The following is a 16,394-nucleotide window of genomic DNA, read 5'->3' as shown; positions in this document are numbered from 1 at the left end:
GATGCCCCGGGTTCGACGAGGGATCGGACCCGGGGCACGTGTACTTCTCTGCCCGTGCCGCGGCGGATGCGCCGCAGCGTCCCGTGCGTCAGCGCGATACGGCGATCACGTTGTTTCGGTACGCCCAGATGACGATCTGCACACGGGTACGCACCTGCAGCTTCTTGCAGATGTTGCTGATGTGCGACTTCACCGTGCTCTGTTCGAGGCTGAGGGAATCTGCGATGTCGTTGTTTCCCAAGCCTTGTGACAGCAACTGCACCACATCCATCTCACGCGCACTGAGACCGTGATCCGATCCGGAGCGCGCCGTGGACATCGGTGCCGGCTTGCGCCTCGCGAACTCCACGATCAGTCTCGACGTCAATCTCGGCGAGAGCACCGAACCACCTTCGGCCACGGTCAACACTGCCGACGAGAGCTCTTCGGGATCGGCGTCTTTGAGCAAGAACCCTGCGGCACCGCTGTCGAGCGCCTCGAAAACGTACTCGTCGAGATCGAACGTGGTGATCACGATGACGCGGGTCCCGGGAAACTCGGCAAGGACCTCCCGAGTCGCAGTCAACCCGTCGCCGTGCGGCATTCGGATATCCATCAGCACGACGTCCGGACGCAGTGCACGCACCTGCTCGTACGCCTCGACTCCCGTCTTGGCATGCCCGACGACGCGAATCTCGGGGTGACCGGAGAGAAACAGCTCGAACCCCTGCCGTACCACCTGCTGGTCGTCTGCAATAAGGACATCGATCATGCGTTGATCCTCCCGTTCACCGGCACCAGTGCCTGCACAGCCCACTCACCTTCCGAATTCGGTCCGGCGTCCAGTTGACCACCCATGAGCGTCGCGCGTTCGCGCATTCCCACAATTCCGAGGTTTTGCCCGTCGGAGGCCGGGCGAGCATTCCCGAGAGTATTGACCACCCGTACCCTCACCGCACCGGCTTCTCGACTCAGACACACCTTGGACTCGCTACCCGGCGCATGGCGAAGGACGTTCGACAACGCCTCCTGCACGATGCGGTAACACGTCAACTGGACTCCGCTGTCCAGGTCGTCGAAGCGGCCGACCTTCTCCAACGAGATCGACGAGATGGTGCGCTTGCAGTCGTCCACCAACTCGTCGATGTCGGAGACCATGGGCGTCGGGAAATCGGGGTCTTCCTCACCCAGGCGAAGTATCCCCACGATCTGCCGCAAGCTGTTGAGGGCCCGCTGACCCTGCTCGATGACGCCCCCCAGAAGGGCTTGTGCTTGTTCGGGATTGCTCGAGAAGAACTTGTCGGCGGCACGAGCCTGGATGATCATGCCGGTCATGTGGTGGGCAGCGACATCGTGCAGTTCACGTGCCATGTCCTGCCGTTCGGCGACAACGGCATTCGCAATCTTGCGTTCGCGGTCCCGGTGCAGATCCGCTACTGCCTGACTGTTCTCCACTGCTTGTTTTCGCAGGCGCGCGACGATCTTTCCCATGGCTGCGACGACCAGAAAACTCGTGACGGTGTTTGCCGCCGGTTCGAGGAACAAGTGAGGCAACTCCCCCACCTGAACCTCGGCGACCGTCAGCCCGTCCCGTTCGGTGAGATACATCGCCAAGATCACGTCCATCGCCATTCCGAGGACCAGCAGTCCGACCAGGCGCATGCCTGTCACTCGGATGGACACTGCCATGATCGCGAACCAGAAAAGCGGCGTGGCCCCCAGCGATCGACTGCCGAGGAAGAGCATCAATCCGCCGGATCCTGCCAACGTCAGGAGGTAGTACGCGATCGGGTACCGCCGGCGCGCACACGCCACAACGGTCAACACCGTCAGGAAACCCATGATGCCGACGACGGTTCCCGGATCGCTCAGCACTCGATTGCTCGTCTCGGGTTCAGTCTTGAGACTGGCGAGACCGAACACCCACGGCACACTCAGCAGGCCGACGATCACGGCCGCCGTGGCCGGGTTGTTCAGGTTGAAACGTCCCCACCCTCGCGATGCCAGGGCTTGCCCCGGGGCATTCTGACCAGCCGAGTCGAACATCCACTCCCCATTCCGCATCCGATGATTGACGTTCATGGTGGCATGCGCGCACCACTTGGTCCCACATTCGGCGAACGTGAAGGGAATGTTCGATTCCCGGCTCCTACCAAAGCACTAGTTGAAGGTGAAAGGCCTAGTACTTATGGCTCAGCTGAACTGCTCGACCAACCGGTTCACCATGTTGGTTGCGCTGTAGTAGTCGAGACGGAAGGTGTCCAGACCCACGGCATAGACGTGGTGATCACGAATTGCCGGATGCTGGGCCAACAGTGGAAGTGCCTCGACCGCCTTCACCGCACCGTCGTCGGCACTGACCAAGATCAGGGTGTTGCCCGCGATACCGTCGTAGAGGTTCTCCGCCGAGACCTGAATGATGTCCTTGCGCTTACCCATGGATTCACTGCTCTTCGCGGACTCGGGAATGTCGGCGACCGTGAAACCCATCGCCGTGAGCAACTTCGCCTGCCCCGACTCGTGCGTCCAGATATTGGCGCCGCTGCCGTCCTCGTAGTAGACCAGCGCAGTGGTCGGCTGCGGGGGAAGTGTGATCTTGGCCTTCGCGGCCTCTACTGCGCTGTCGAACTTCGCGACCGTGGCCGCCGCGTTGTCTTCGAGACCTGTCGCCTTACCCAGCACAGCGGCGACTTCCTGCCAACTACTTCCGCCGTAGTCCACCACGATTGTCGGCGCGATGGCCGTGAACTGTTCGTACAGATCGACGACGGAGTCACCTCCAGTTGCCGAGACGACGATCAGGTCCGGGTTCTGCGCCAGAACGGATTCCGCGTTCGCACCGCCCATCGGCAACACTGCAAGTCCGCGTTCTTCTGCTATTTCGCCCCACTGTGTGAACAACCCCTGCGCATCCGAGACGTCGGTGTTCGGTCCCGTCGATGCGGTAGCCACCACCGGAGCGTCGATCGACAACAGCGTGCCCGTCAGCGTCACACTGGTCGAGACGATCCTCTCCGGCTTCGACGTGATCTCCACCGGCCCCTTCGGCGTTTCCACGGTACGCGGCCAATTACCCTGCGATGCAGCTGAGTCAGCATCGGAATCGGCATCCGCAGAACTACAACCGACGAGGGCGAACCCTGCCACCAAGACTGCGGAGAGCACCTTCAGGGTGCGTGATTTTTTCATTGTGACGCCCACTGCCGGACCACTCCTCGAATTCAAAAGCCCATCAAATTAGGTTAGGCTGTGCTCATGCTAACTCAGGCGGTGACCGAATTGTCCGCTACCCTCGCAGCCTCGCCCGACATCGAGACGTCCTGGAATCGGATAGTGCAACAAGGAACGCCGATCATCGAAAGCATTGATACACAGACTGTTCGAGTTACGTTCCTCTGGCGTCAGCCCGAGGAGACCGAGGTCGAGCGCGTTTACCTGGATGCAAATTCGCTGACCGACCATCACGCAGAACAACTCAGCGTGATGCAGCGACTCGGCGACAGTCCGGTGTGGTTCTACACCGCCGAAGTCTCGAACACCTGGCGTAGCAGTTACAGCATCATCCCGGTACCGAAGTCCGTAGTCGACGAGTTCGACTATCCGGGAGCAGGCAAGGAAGACTCGACCCGCCGCACCCGCTGGTTGGGGTTGCTCGAGCACCGAATTGCCGACCCACTCAATCCGCTTTCCGCAGGTGTGGACACAAGGCGTTCCGTCGCCGAGATGCCCTCGGCGCCGGTCCAGTTCGGTTGGGATGCTCCAGTTTTCAGGAAGTCGATACAGCTCACCTGGGCTAGTTCGACTTTGGACGTCGAGCGGCCGGTGTGGATCTACGAGACCGTGGACGACGGATTGACACCGCTCGAAGAACGGCCGCTCGTGATACTTCTCGACGGGCGTCACTGGGCCGAGGTCATGCCGGCAGGCGCCGCGTTCGATCGTGCGGTCCAGACCGGCAAACTGAAATCCTGCGTTCTGCTGGCCATCGATTCCGTTGACAATCAACGCCGTTCGCAGGAATTGCCGTGCAACCGCGACTACTGGAGTGCAGTCGTCGACGAACTGCTTCCGCAGGTGCGCGCCGTCACACCCTTCTCGTCTGATCGAACGCGAACGGTGGTCTCGGGGCAGAGCTTCGGCGGCCTGGCTTCGATGTTCGCAGCACTCGAATTCCCCGAACACTTCGCGCTGGTCGCCAGCGGGTCCGGTTCGTTCTGGTGGCCAACCGGATTGAAGCGCGGGGAAGACGGCCCGCCGGGTGGAGACATAGCCGCACGGATCGAGCGCGACGGCGTACCGGACGGTTTACGCGTTGTCCTCGAAGTAGGTAAGCACGAGTCCGACATGGTCGGGCACAGCGCAGCGGTCGCACAGGCACTGAAGGCCGCAGGAGCGCAAGTATCGTGTCGGATCTTCGACGGCGGCCACGACTGGTTGTGCTGGCGCAGTGTCCTTCTGGACTCCGTTGTCGAACTGATCGGCAGTCCGTGAGACAGACCACGCTCTAGGCCGGCTCGATGTCACCAAGCTTCCAAGTCCGATCGAAATACGGTTCGAGCGGTCCGTAGAAGCGGAAGTACGAGAACCAGTGCTGACCCACAATGGTCTGAACCCAATTGGGTTCCTTCCCTACCGGAGCTGTAGGTCCGTAGTAAAGATCCACCGAACCGTCCTCGTTGACAACAAGATCGGGATCTCGCGAGCCACGGTCACCTCGGCCCTGCTCGTTGTCGACAAGGCAGCGTGTGTCGACCGAGTAGACCGTCGCGGACCAGAACAACTTTGCCGGGACATCGGCGGGTACGTGGAGTGTGTAACTCTTTGCTCCGTCCAACCAGTGGCCCTCGGCGTCGGCGTAGCTACCCAGATATGCCTGCCCGAGTCCGGGCGTCGTACTCTTCATCGCCTCGGAGAAGGTGACCGCCTCGTAGAACCACGACGCGCGTTCGTAGAACTCGTCGTAGTTGTCCCCTCGCTGAGCTGAGTTGTCCAGGACAATCGCCAAGTCCCACTGGCGATCCGGCCAGTAGCGCGAACCGGGGAAGCGTTTGACGAACGCATTCGCCTGGGCGAACACCTCCCCCACTTCGACGGCCCGTTGCAAGATCTTTCTCACTCGATCATCCGGGGCGAAGGGCTTGCCCTTCTCAATCCCCAGCTGCCGAAGCCACGCCATCGGGAAGCGGTCGCGCTCTTCGACAGGTTCGTCCTGCACGATGTCGTGCAGGAGTTCCCAGTATCGAAGGTCTCGCGGCTGAATTCCGCTCCAGGGCTTGCCGTCCGGTGAGACCAGACGCGTCGGACTCGGATTCTCACGATCGGAGTACGGGTACACCCGGACGGCGTCGACCAACGCGTCCGAGCGCGCCGGGTCGGGATCGAGCGTGCGGAAGCCGAACATGATGTGCATCATCGGGGAGTGGACAACGGTGTAATCGCCTGTGTCCTCGGCACTCTGGCCTGGGCCGACTACCAGGGTCTTGCCACCCTTGCCTGCATCGGGGCCCATCTCACCGAGCACCGCGAATTCTCGTTGCCAGAAATCTGCGATGCCCCCGGCGGTCGGCCCTGGCGGCAATTCGATCACCAACGGCCCCGTTGCACCGAGATCGAAAAAGTTCAAGATGTACGGAGTCGTCGCGTTGGCGGTGATCAGGCCTAGTCGGTCACGATATGAGCGGTAGACGACGATATCGGAGGCAGTTGCTCCGAAGATGTTGGTATGCACGTCCATCCACTGAGCCCAGGACACGATGGGTATGGCCCACAAGTACGCCTGCACTGCTGTTTGGAAGTCGAGCTCGTCGAAGACCGTTGCGATGGTTTCGCGAGCGGGAAGCTCTCCGTCCCTCGGGACAAGTCCGCAGGAATACGTCAGTTCGATGTCGGCCATACCCAGATGGTGCTGGGAGAAACCTCGGCGCGAATCACCCACACCGGGTGAACCTCTAGTTCAGTGCGCCTCGAATGACGGCAGCCGTGCTGTCGAGGATTGTCCGATTGGGCGTGCGAGGTAGGGCGCGCAGGCCGAAGCCGTCGCCGCGATTTCGCGGAATGACATGCAGATGAACATGGAAGACTTCCTGCCCCGCAACAGCTCCGTCGGAGAGGTGCAGATTCACTCCGTCGACGGGGAGAGATCCGGTACGCATCGCCGCGGCGATCTTCTGCGCGACGGCGAAGATCCTGGCACCGTCGTCGGGATCGAGCGTGGACAATCCACTGGCGTGGCGCTTCGGCACGACCAGGAGATGGCCGGATGTGAACGGCCGAATATCCATGAAGGCAAGGACATTCGCGTCGTCGTAGACGACGCTGGCCTCGGCCTCACCGGCGATGATGGAACAGAAGATGCAGTCCATGGTCTCCGGCCCCTGTGCGCCTTTTCGGTAGTGGTGACCACCGAAAAGGCGCACGGGGCGTAGCCCTTACAGAATCGGCGACGGCGCGTACGCCGCAGCTTCGGGGTTGGCGTCGACAAGTTTCTGCACCTCGGCGACAACGGCATCGACCTGAGCCGAAGCAGCACCGACAAAAGCAGCCTTGTCGGCCAGGGCCTCGTCGAGTGCAACGCGGTCGAGCGGCAAACGGTCGTCGGCGGCAAGGCGATCGAGCAGGTCGGGCTCCTTGCCCTCTTCACGCATCGCCAGCGCAACTGCGACGGCATTCTCCTTGATCGCCTCGTGTGCGGTCTCGCGTCCGACGCCGGCGCGGACGGCGGCCATGAGCACGCGCGTCGTGGCGAGGAACGGCAGATACCTGGTCAGTTCCTTCTCGATGACGGCCGGGTACGCGCCCATCTCGATCAGCACGGTCAGGAAGGTCTCGAACATGCCGTCGATCGCAAAGAACGCGTCTGGGAGCGCGACGCGGCGCACGACGGAGCAGAAGACGTCGCCCTCGTTCCACTGTGCACCCGCAAGCTCGGCTGCCATGGAGCCGTATCCGCGCAGGATCACCTGAAGTCCGTTGACTCGCTCGCACGAGCGGGTGTTCATCTTGTGTGGCATCGCCGAGCTGCCGACCTGGCCGGGCTGGAAGCCTTCGGTGACCAACTCGTGGCCGGCCATCAGGCGGATCGTGTGTGCAAACGACGACGGGCCCGCGCCGACCTGGACGAGCGCGGAGATGACGTCGTGGTCGAGGGAACGCGGGTACACCTGGCCGACGCTGGTCAACACGTGAGCGAATCCGAGGTGCTCCGCAACCTTCGCTTCGAGCTGCTCGAGCTTGGCCGCATCGCCGTCGAGGAGGTCGAGCATGTCCTGAGCGGTCCCCATCGGGCCCTTGATCCCGCGCAGCGGGTACCGGTCGATCAGCTGGCGCAGACGCGTCAGTGCAACCAGCAGCTCGTCGGCGGCCGAAGCGAAACGCTTGCCCAAGGTGGTGGCCTGAGCTGCGACGTTGTGCGAGCGGCCGGCCATAACGATGGACGAGTACTCGGCAGCGCGCTCACCCAGACGGGCGGCGACGGCGATGCCGTGGTTGTAGACGTGTTCGAGAGAACGCACGATCTGCAGCTGCTCGACGTTCTCGGTGAGGTCGCGGCTGGTCATGCCCTTGTGGACCTGCTCGTGCCCGGCAAGTGCGTTGAATTCCTCGATGCGTGCCTTCACGTCGTGGCGGGTGACCCGCTCGCGGTCCGCGATGGACTCGAGGTCGACGTTGTCGATGACACGCTCGTAGTCGTCGATGGCGTCGGCCGGAATGTCGATGCCCAGCTCTGCCTGCGCACGCAACACCGCCACCCACAATTGACGCTCGAGCACGATCTTGTACTCGGGAGACCACAGAGCAACAAGCTCCGGGCTGGCGTAGCGGTTGGCAAGGACATTCGGGATGCGGCTCACGAGGCCTCAGTCTAACGGGGGCCAAGCAGTGCCGTTACCCCCGATAGAGACCGAGCTAGACCGGCGGCGCCATCACGTCGATCGATTCCAAGAGCATTCCCCTGGCCAACCCCCGTGGGTCCGGGTCGTACTCCCCCAGAGCCGTGATCATCGCACCGTCGACCATCGCGACAAGACGGCGCAATTGCCCCTCGGGAGCCGACCGGCCCGAGCGTCGAAGCGCATCGGTCAACAGGTCGTCGAGCTGGGCTCGTAGGCGCAACTGCACGTCACGAAGTGCGGGATGACGGGCACATGCCACAAATCGTTCGTAGCGCGAGATCAAACGCTCGCGGCTCTCCGGCCGCTTCTCTTCGTCTCCGAGCAGCAGCTCGACCAACAGTTCGACGGTTGATTCCGCGCCCCGCCGACGTTGGGTCACCGCAGCCACTCTCGCGCGCATCGCTTCCATGTCGGCGTTGCCGTTGAGCTCGACGGCACACGCGATCAGATCGTCGAGTGAGTCGAAGTAATAGGTCGTCGAAGCCAGTGGAAGGTCAGCTCTGGTTGCCACCGCTCGGTGACGAACGGCGTCGAACCCGCCCTCCAGCAAAAGTTCAGCAGCGGACGCCACCAGAGCTTGGCGACGTCGTTCGCCCTTGGGCGTAGCTGCAGAAGACACCACGACATCGTGCCAGCAGAGGGCACCTCCGCATGGCGAAACAGCTCGAAGACCCTGCTGTTTGTTACCCGAGCCACTTCTCGAGGCGGGCCAGTGCCTCCTGGATGTCGGCTGTCGCACCCGCGAACGAGAGTCTGACCATCCGGTTTCCGTGGACGGTGTCGAAATCGATTCCAGGTGCCAGCGCGACCCCGGTATCTGTCAGCAACCGGGCACACCACGCGGTGGCGCCCTCGTCGCCACACAGATGGCCGATGTCCGCGTAGACGTAGAACGCACCGTCGGCGGGAGCCAACTCGGTGATGCCCAGTTTCGGCAACCCGGTCAACAACAGTTCACGATTGACGGCGTACCGCTGAACGTGCCCGTCCAACTCGACCTTCGCCTCGTCCGAGAACGCCTCGACGGCGGCGTACTGAGAGATCGCGGGCGGACACACGGTCATGTTCGACGCGAGTCTCTGCAGCGGGCGCCGAAGATAGGTCGGCACCAACATCCACCCGAGTCGCCAACCCGTCATCGAGAAGTACTTGGACACCGAGCCGATTACAACGGATTCGCGTGAGGTCTCCCAGGCGCTCGACGTGCCCTGATCGCCGTATCCGATGCCGTGGTAGATCTCGTCCGAGATCAGAAGAGTTCCGTGCTGCTCGCACCACGTCGCCAATGCAGCGAGCTCCTCGGGCGAGATCACCGTGCCCGTGGGATTTGCCGGGCTCGCGACGATCAGACCGGCAGGCGGCGACGGCAAAGCCTCGAGCATTTCCACTGTCGGCTGGTATCGAGTTGCCGGCCCGCAGTCGAGTTCGACGACGTTGCAGCCGAGAGCGGCAAGGGTATTGCGGTACGCGGGATATCCGGGTCGAGCAACCACCACGGTGTCGCCCTCGTCGAACGCGGCCAGGAAGAGCAAGGTGAACGCCCCGGACGAACCGGTCGTCACCACCACGTCTTCGGCGTCGACGGCGATTCCCGATCGCTCGCTGTGGTAGCGCGCAATAGCCTCGCGTAGCTGCAGGATCCCGAAAGTCTCGGTATACCCGAGTAGTTCGGTGCCCAGAATCTCTCGCGTCGCACGTAGCACCGGTGCCGGCGCGGGCGTCGACGGTTGACCTGCCGCCAAGGTCAGGACGTCACCATGTGTCCGCTGACGTTCGGTCGCGGCCTTCCATACATCCATGACATGGAAGGTCTGGATATCTGATCGACGAGATTCTGAGCGCACACTCCGACGGTAGTCGAACCGTGGTGCGGCAAGAAACGACGACCACCCATTGTGACGATCCGACAGATTCAGGCGCTCAGCATGAGTCGATTCAACGAGACCTGGGCCACGTCCCTCGCGCAACATTGATCAACGACTTCCTTCGATCAAAAGGTGCATCAGATGAAAGCTCGCTCAGTGCCCACTGCGGCTCTGGTCACGATCGGCGTTCTCACGGTTGCCTCGTGCGGAAGCACCTCTGATCCTGGCGGCAATTCTTCCGGCGACTACGCGAAGGACGGCAGTTTCACCACGATCGTGAACACCGATCCCGGCAACCTTCATCCCCTGATCACCAATCTGACTGCCACGCAGGCGATCAACAGCTATACGAACGACTCGTTGTTGGCCATCGACCCCAAAACCCGCGCAGCGGGCTCGTATCTGGCCGAAAAATGGAGCGAGAACGGAACTTCGCTGAACTTCACCCTCAAAAAGGGGATCACGTGTGAAGACGGCACGACCTTCACTGCCCAGACAGCGGCAAACAACATCAACTGGGTCGTCGACACGACCAACGGCTCGCCGTGGTTGGGAGCATCCGTACCCGAAACTGCGGTAGCAACCGCTGATGGTGACGAGCTCACGATCAAGACAACGGAACCCGCGCCCTTCCTCCTCGAGCGCATCGGCGCTCTCAAGATGGCGTGCCAGGCAGCCCTCGACGACCCTGCCAGTGTTCGAGGCAGCAGCAACGGAACCGGACTGTTCAAGATCACCGAAGTAGTGGCCAACGATCACGTCACGCTCGAACGCCGCGACGGATACAACTGGGGGCCGAACGGCGAAACCACGTCGGACACGCTCGGAGTGCCCAAGACGGTCACGATCAAGGTCGTGACCGACGCCGCGACGACGGCGAATCTCGTCCTCACCGGAACGGTCAACGCGGCCCCGGTTGCCGGCGCGGATATCGAACGTGTGGAAGCTTCAGGCCTCGAGTCGATGACGTCCAACACCCTGAGCGGACAGTTCATCTTCAACCACAATGCGGCTCTCCCCACCAAGGACGAAGCCGTACGCACCGCACTCGTGCAAGCGATCGATCTCGACGATTACACGGACATCAACACCGGTGGCAAAGGCTCACGAGCTACGGCACTGGCAGTAGTCGATCCGCGGGCGTGTGACTTCGACAGCGTCACCGGTGTAGTTCCGAAGTTCGACATGGCCGCTGCGAAAAAGACTCTTGCGGACGCCGGTTGGAAGCCCGGATCCGACGGTGTCCTGACCAAGGACGGTCAAGCGCTGCAATTGACGGTCATCTTTGCCAACTACCGCGACACCACCTCTGCAGCAGCAGAATACGCGATGAAGCAGTGGCAGGAGCTCGGTGCGAAGGTAGAGCTTCATGGTGGTGACAACAACTTCATCATTTCCAACACATTCGCAGCGAAAGACCTGACGTCATGGTCGATCTCGATCGGACTGACCGTCCAGAGCGATACCCCCAGCATCTTCGTTCCGTACTTCGCCGGCCCCACCCCACCGTCGGGTGTCAACTTCGCATCGATCGACAATCAAAAGTACGCCGAACTGGCGGCGAAGGCCTCGGTTCTGCCCGGGCAGGAATCCTGCTCGGTGTGGAAGGAAGCGGAACAAGCACTGTTCACCTCGTCCGACGTCATTCCGGTGTCCACGTCGCCGAACTTCATGTTCTTCAACGGCGCAACGGCCCTGTATGCACCAGTTGGCGGCACCCTGGCCGGCCCTGGCATTCGCGTTCTGAAATAAGCCGGAAGACAAAGCTTTACGTCTGCATCTATTTCTCCGATTCGAAGGATCTACATGACTGACCGTCCATTTGTTCTCGACGACCTCCACCGTGTGGTCACACCCACTGAGACCTCAATCTCTCCCGACGGCACCGTGGTCGTCTTCGTTCGCTCGGAAATTGTTGCCGGAAAGGCAACTACATCGCTCTGGGCGGTGTCCCGCGATTCCCAGGCTCGCCGCCTCACCGCAGGGCCCGCCGATTCTGCCCCTCGGTTCTCTCCGGACGGAACCTCGATTGCCTTCCTGCGTAAGGTCGGCGACTCCGCGCAGCTGCACCTGATCCCGCTCGCCGGTGGCGAGGCCGAAACTCTCACCACATCAGCATCACTCCCCCTCGGCGCCGGTGCAGCAGCCTGGAGCCCGGACGGAAATGCCATCGCGTTCGCCGCTGTGGTCTCACGCTCGGACTCCGCCGATCCGAATGCTCCCATCGTCACCGACCGACTCGGATACAAGGTGGACGGTGCCGGTTGGCTCGGCACCTTCCGTCGCCACCTTCACACCGTCGATCTGGAGACGAAGGCAGTTCGACGGCTCACCGACGGTGATTGGAATGCCGACGTTCCGTCCTGGTCGCCCGACGGCACGGCCCTTGCCTTCACCGCGAATCTCGAACCGGACAGCGATCTGAACCTCACGTTCAGCGCTTACCGCATCCTCGTCGACGATCTGTCGGTTCCCCCGCAGCGACTCGGTCATGCCACCGGAGTGCAGGGCTCCACACTGTGGCATCCGCAGGGAGATTCGGTCGTCGCCATCGGCACTCCCGAGGTCCGTGTCGGAACTGCAGACCTGATCCGGCTGTCCGTCCCCGGCCCAACCGAGACACCGGTCGACGTCACCCTCACAGCTCATCTCGATCGCAACGTGATGCCCGGTGCACCCGGTTACCCCGGCGGCACACCGGCACTGTCGAATACTCGCGACGAAATCGTGTTCTGCCTACGCGATCGTGGATGGACGCATCTGTACGCGGCCGACATCGAAACCGGCACCTCTCGATCCCTCGTCGCCAATCCCAACGAGGTCGTCTCGGCGCTCTCCGTTGCCCGTGACGCCCGCGTCGCCTCCGTCATCGTCACCACGCAGCAGTCCTTCGGCGAGGTCGCACTCGTCGATCTCGACAGCGGCGCGGTCACCACGCTGACGAAATTCACCGCAGAAGCACTCCCCGAGGTGACACTGTTTGCCGCCGAGGAACGCGAGTTCACCATCTCCGACGGCCGCACCGTGCATGGTTGGTTGCTGTCCGCTCCCGAAACCAGTGGTGCCGCACCCCTTCTGCTCGACATTCACGGCGGACCGCACAACGCGTGGACCGGCGTTGCAGATACCTATCACCCCGCCCACCAGGTTCTCGCCGCCCAGGGTTGGCGCATCCTGACCCTCAATCCACGTGGGTCGGACGGGTACGGCGCAGACTTCATGTACGCCGTCAACGGCGCCTGGGGTACCTCCGACCAAGCAGACTTCCTCGAGCCGATCGACGCGCTTGTCGCCGAGGGACTTGTCGACGGGGACCGTCTGGCGATCACCGGGTACAGCTACGGCGGATACAGTACGTGTCACCTGACGTCCGTGACGGATCGTTTTGCCGCTGCGGTTGCCGGCGGGCTGATCTGCGATTTCAACGCCATGGCCGGAGTCTGCGATTTCGGTCCGCACCTCGCGTCACTCGCCACCGGCACGACTGTTCCCGAGAACTCCGCGGGGCTCCTGGCAGCCTCACCGCTCGCCGCCGTGAAGAACGTGGTGACCCCGACGCTGATCCTGCACGGAAAGTCGGACGAGCGGTGCCCGCTGGGTCAAGCCGAGGCCTGGTTCGCCGCACTGCGCCAGCAGCACGTACCCACCCGTCTGGTGGCGTATCCCGGTGCAAGCCACGGGTTCCTCGTCAACGGCTCGATCTCGCACCGAATCGACTACAGCACACGACTCATCGAATGGGTCAAGCGATACACCTCCGCGAAGCTGCCCAAGACCGGCCTGGCCAACGCGTCTGCCGGAGCCGACGCGTGGAAGCGTTCGCTGGACGTACTGTGTGAGCGTTACGGCGTCACCGGTGCTCAATTCGGTATTCTCACACTCGATTCCAACGGCAAGGAAATCACCCGTACGACGGTGGCTTCCGGCGTGATCAATGCAGACACCGGGGTCGAGGTATCCACCGACTCCCTGTTCCAGATCGGATCCATCACCAAGGTATGGACCGCGATGCTGGTCATGCAGCTTGTCGACGAAGGCTTGCTCGACCTGGACGCGACCGTCCGGTCGATCCTGCCCGATTTCGCACTGCAGGACGAGGAAACAGCTGCCCGCATCACGGTTCGCGCACTTCTGAACCATCGCAACGGAATCGACGGTGACCTGTTCATCGACAAGGGTCGCGGCGACGACGTCGTCGAACGCTACGTCGAGGGCCTGCGTGACTTCCGTCAGGTTCATCCACTCGAGGACGGCTTCGCGTACTCGAACTCCGCGTACGTCCTTGCAGCTCGTATCGTCGAGGTTCTTCGCGGTGGCATCTGGGACGACATCCTCAAGGAGCGGATCATCGATCCGCTCGGCCTCGCGCACACACTCACGTTGACCGGGGATACACCGAGATACTCTGTGGCAGCGGGTCATACGGGGAACTCCGTCGTGATGCCCGTCTGGCCGATCACGCGCTCGATGGGGCCCGCGGGTTGCATCACTGCCAGCATCGGAGATCTACTCACGTTCGCGGAACTCGGTCTTCTCGAAGGACAGAGCGTCGACGGCGTACGGATCGTGTCGGAAAAGTCAGCCGCCGCGATGCGCACACCCGAAATCGACATCAGCGAACTGTTCCCGGACAAGTCGGGTTGGGGCTTGGGCTGGTTCCACGAAACCTGGTCGGGCGAAGAGATTTTCGGGCACGACGGCAGCACCATCGGCCAGCACGCGTATCTGCGCATCTTCCCCCGCCACAATGTCGCGATCGCACTGCTGACCAGCGGCGGCAAGGCCGACGGCCTCTACCGTGATCTCTTCACCGAAGCCGCGGCCGCGTTGGTCGGACTCGAACCTCCGCAAGCCCTCGCCCCGAACCCCGCGAGTGTGGAGTCGATTCCGGATTCGGTTCTGGGAAAGTACAGCTCGGGCGGAATAGCAATCGAGTTCCGTCGTGGAGAGTCCGCTGACGAGGCCGTGATCACCGTCATCGGCGACGTAATCCCGAATCCCGAGGAAGACGAGACAGCTCCGAAGAAGCCTGCAACGGTAGCCACTCTCGTACCGTCGCAGATCCCGGGGACCTGGACCACCCGTCAACCCGGGGCCGCGGGTTGGACGACGGTACGGCCGCACCGAGACGGAGTGTACGTCGGATTCCGCTTCCTACCACGGGTTAACGCGTGACGATGACCGATACACATACGATGACGGAAACACAGAACGCCGAAACACAGAACGCCAGCGAACTCGAGGAATCAAAGATGCAAGAACAGCTTCAAGAACTCGTCGATCAGTGGAGGGTCGAGGCAAACATCCCCGGCGTCTCGGTCGGCATCGTTCACGGCGACAAGGACATCGTCGTCACCAGTGGCATCGAGAGCGTCGAAACCCAACTCCCGGTCACCGACAAGACGATGTTCATGATCGGCTCCACCACAAAGGTGTTCGCCGCAACAGCCGCGATGGCACTCGTCGAGGACGGCCTACTCGATCTCGACACCCCGTTGGTCGAGTACGTCCCCGAACTGACCTTCGCCGACGAAACAGCCACGCGCACAGTCACGATGCGTCACCTCCTCACCCACACCGGCGGATTCACCGGCGACGCGGGCCTCTCGGCAGGCTGGGGCGAAGACGCCCTGGGACGCTCGGTTTCACGGCTGAACGAACTGCGACAAGAATTTCCCGTCGGAGAAGTCTTCTCCTACAGCAACTCCGGATTCGTTCTCGCCGGACATGTCGTGGCCAAGATCAGCGGATTGACCTTCGAAGAGCTGGTCAAGCAGCGCGTGCTCGACCCCCTCGAAATGAAGAACTCGGCCTTCCTGCCCTGGGACGTGATGACCCACCGGTTCGCACTCGGTCACTACATCCGCGACGGTGTGCCGTTCGTGTCCAACGAAACCGGGCTGGACCGCGGCATGATCCCTTGCGGCGGAATGTGGTCCTCGGTGCGAGACCAACTCGTCTGGGCACGTTACGCACTGTCTGGCGAACACCCCGGCGAAGGACAGCCGCTCGACGAGTCCACCCGGTTGTTGATGCAGAAGCCGCAGCGTCCCGCCGCGATGATGTTCGAAGAAGTCGGCCTGGGATGGCTGTTGACTCGATACGGAACCACACAGGTAGTGCGGCACGGCGGAAACGTGAGCAACCTCCAGGTCTCCGAGTTCATGACAGTGCCCGAGAAGAACTTCGCCGTCACCGTGCTGACCAACGCCCTCGGCGGCGGAATCGGCAAGAAGATCGTCGACTGGTGCATGGCCAACCTCACTGAACTACCCACGCCGGCATCCCTGGACGTGGTCGAGCCCGAACCCGCTGCCGTCGACGCAGTCCTGGGCAAGTATCAGGCCGGCTCACTGACGATGACCGTCGCCCCCGGTGACGAGGGAATCGGCATCCGGATGGGCAGCGCGCAGGATCTCGGTGAATACGAGGACATCGTCTGGCCGCCGGCAATCCCGATCGCCTTCCTCAACGACCGTGACTTCGCTGCGCGCGCCGACACCACCCGGGCGTTGGGACGCTTCGTCACCGACGACACCGGTCGCGCCGTGATGCTCGAATTCGGCGGCCGCACCGCCAAGCGAGTGGCCTGATCCTCTAGACGGGTGACGCGGTCCGATTACGGGACCGCGTCACCCGTCTTCGTAAATGCACAGCC

The 16,394-nt window shown here is 62.4% G+C and carries 12 protein-coding genes; 4 read left to right on the top strand and 8 right to left on the bottom strand.

All coding sequences use genetic code 11. The annotated features are described in order from the left end of the window. Positions 1-88 precede the first annotated feature (88 nt). From RHP72_RS05150 to fepB, 3 genes are all read right to left on the bottom strand, one after another. Positions 89-751 carry a response regulator transcription factor gene (locus RHP72_RS05150; protein WP_003945911.1) on the bottom strand — a complete coding sequence of 221 codons (663 nt, stop codon included), beginning with the start codon at positions 749-751 and terminating at the stop codon, positions 89-91. Then, a complete protein-coding gene (locus RHP72_RS05145) occupies positions 748-2,061 on the bottom strand; it encodes a sensor histidine kinase (RefSeq protein WP_003945842.1) in 1,314 nt (437 codons plus the stop codon). Before RHP72_RS05145 ends, RHP72_RS05150 begins: the two co-directional genes overlap by 4 nt. 111 nt (positions 2,062-2,172) lie before the next feature. Continuing rightward, positions 2,173-3,168: a Fe2+-enterobactin ABC transporter substrate-binding protein gene (fepB, locus tag RHP72_RS05140; RefSeq protein ID WP_311094416.1), complete on the bottom strand. Its 996-nt coding sequence runs from the start codon at positions 3,166-3,168 to the stop codon at positions 2,173-2,175. Between the two features lie 66 nt (positions 3,169-3,234). On the opposite strand from fepB, the gene fes reads away from it, so the two are divergent. Continuing rightward, complete coding sequence (fes, locus tag RHP72_RS05135) at positions 3,235-4,470, top strand: enterochelin esterase (protein WP_070162186.1); 1,236 nt, start codon at positions 3,235-3,237, stop codon at positions 4,468-4,470. A gap of 13 nt (positions 4,471-4,483) precedes the next feature. On the opposite strand, the gene RHP72_RS05130 is transcribed toward fes, so the two are convergent. The 5 genes from RHP72_RS05130 to RHP72_RS05110 all read right to left on the bottom strand — a co-directional run bounded on the left by RHP72_RS05130 (position 4,484) and on the right by RHP72_RS05110 (position 9,715). Next, entirely contained in the window at positions 4,484-5,872 is a 1,389-nt protein-coding gene (locus RHP72_RS05130; protein WP_070162184.1) for a DUF1254 domain-containing protein, read from the bottom strand. Between the two features lie 55 nt (positions 5,873-5,927). Further along, complete coding sequence (locus tag RHP72_RS05125; protein WP_042920316.1) at positions 5,928-6,341, bottom strand: HIT family protein; 414 nt, start codon at positions 6,339-6,341, stop codon at positions 5,928-5,930. A 66-nt stretch (positions 6,342-6,407) separates the two neighbouring features. After that, complete coding sequence (purB, locus tag RHP72_RS05120; RefSeq protein WP_003945775.1) at positions 6,408-7,829, bottom strand: adenylosuccinate lyase; 1,422 nt, start codon at positions 7,827-7,829, stop codon at positions 6,408-6,410. A gap of 55 nt (positions 7,830-7,884) precedes the next feature. Beyond that, the gene (locus RHP72_RS05115) at positions 7,885-8,490 is read right to left on the bottom strand and encodes a TetR/AcrR family transcriptional regulator (RefSeq protein ID WP_003945736.1); all 606 of its coding nucleotides are present in this window, start codon (positions 8,488-8,490) and stop codon (positions 7,885-7,887) included. Between the two features lie 64 nt (positions 8,491-8,554). Then, the gene (locus tag RHP72_RS05110) at positions 8,555-9,715 is read right to left on the bottom strand and encodes a pyridoxal phosphate-dependent aminotransferase (RefSeq protein WP_042920356.1); all 1,161 of its coding nucleotides are present in this window, start codon (positions 9,713-9,715) and stop codon (positions 8,555-8,557) included. A gap of 162 nt (positions 9,716-9,877) precedes the next feature. On the opposite strand from RHP72_RS05110, the gene RHP72_RS05105 reads away from it, so the two are divergent. The 3 genes from RHP72_RS05105 to RHP72_RS05095 are packed head-to-tail and all read left to right on the top strand — an operon-like array spanning position 9,878 to position 16,329. After that, positions 9,878-11,488: an ABC transporter substrate-binding protein gene (locus RHP72_RS05105; RefSeq protein WP_218679725.1), complete on the top strand. Its 1,611-nt coding sequence runs from the start codon at positions 9,878-9,880 to the stop codon at positions 11,486-11,488. 54 nt (positions 11,489-11,542) lie between these two features. Beyond that, entirely contained in the window at positions 11,543-14,911 is a 3,369-nt protein-coding gene (locus RHP72_RS05100) for a serine hydrolase (RefSeq protein ID WP_311094414.1), read from the top strand. A 20-nt stretch (positions 14,912-14,931) separates the two neighbouring features. Then, a complete protein-coding gene (locus RHP72_RS05095; RefSeq protein WP_007734413.1) occupies positions 14,932-16,329 on the top strand; it encodes a serine hydrolase in 1,398 nt (465 codons plus the stop codon). The last annotated feature ends 65 nt before the right edge of the window (positions 16,330-16,394 follow it).

This window comes from Rhodococcus sp. SG20037, assembly GCF_031763325.1.
In the GTDB taxonomy this organism is placed as follows: domain Bacteria; phylum Actinomycetota; class Actinomycetes; order Mycobacteriales; family Mycobacteriaceae; genus Rhodococcus_F; species Rhodococcus_F qingshengii.
The sequence above is the reverse complement of the archived record's forward strand: the minus strand, read 5'-3'. Positions and strand labels throughout refer to the sequence as shown.

Bases quoted from the DNA above. Each gene is read 5' to 3' on its own strand.
- RHP72_RS05150 (WP_003945911.1), bottom strand. From the start codon at position 751: ATGATCGATGTCCTTATTGCAGACGACCAGCAGGTGGTACGGCAGGGG.
- RHP72_RS05145 (WP_003945842.1), bottom strand. From the start codon at position 2,061: ATGAACGTCAATCATCGGATGCGGAATGGGGAGTGGATGTTCGACTCG.
- fepB (WP_311094416.1), bottom strand. From the start codon at position 3,168: ATGAAAAAATCACGCACCCTGAAGGTGCTCTCCGCAGTCTTGGTGGCA.
- fes (WP_070162186.1), top strand. From the start codon at position 3,235: ATGCTAACTCAGGCGGTGACCGAATTGTCCGCTACCCTCGCAGCCTCG.
- RHP72_RS05130 (WP_070162184.1), bottom strand. From the start codon at position 5,872: ATGGCCGACATCGAACTGACGTATTCCTGCGGACTTGTCCCGAGGGAC.
- RHP72_RS05125 (WP_042920316.1), bottom strand. From the start codon at position 6,341: ATGGACTGCATCTTCTGTTCCATCATCGCCGGTGAGGCCGAGGCCAGC.
- RHP72_RS05105 (WP_218679725.1), top strand. From the start codon at position 9,878: ATGAAAGCTCGCTCAGTGCCCACTGCGGCTCTGGTCACGATCGGCGTT.
- RHP72_RS05100 (WP_311094414.1), top strand. From the start codon at position 11,543: ATGACTGACCGTCCATTTGTTCTCGACGACCTCCACCGTGTGGTCACA.
- RHP72_RS05095 (WP_007734413.1), top strand. From the start codon at position 14,932: ATGACGGAAACACAGAACGCCGAAACACAGAACGCCAGCGAACTCGAG.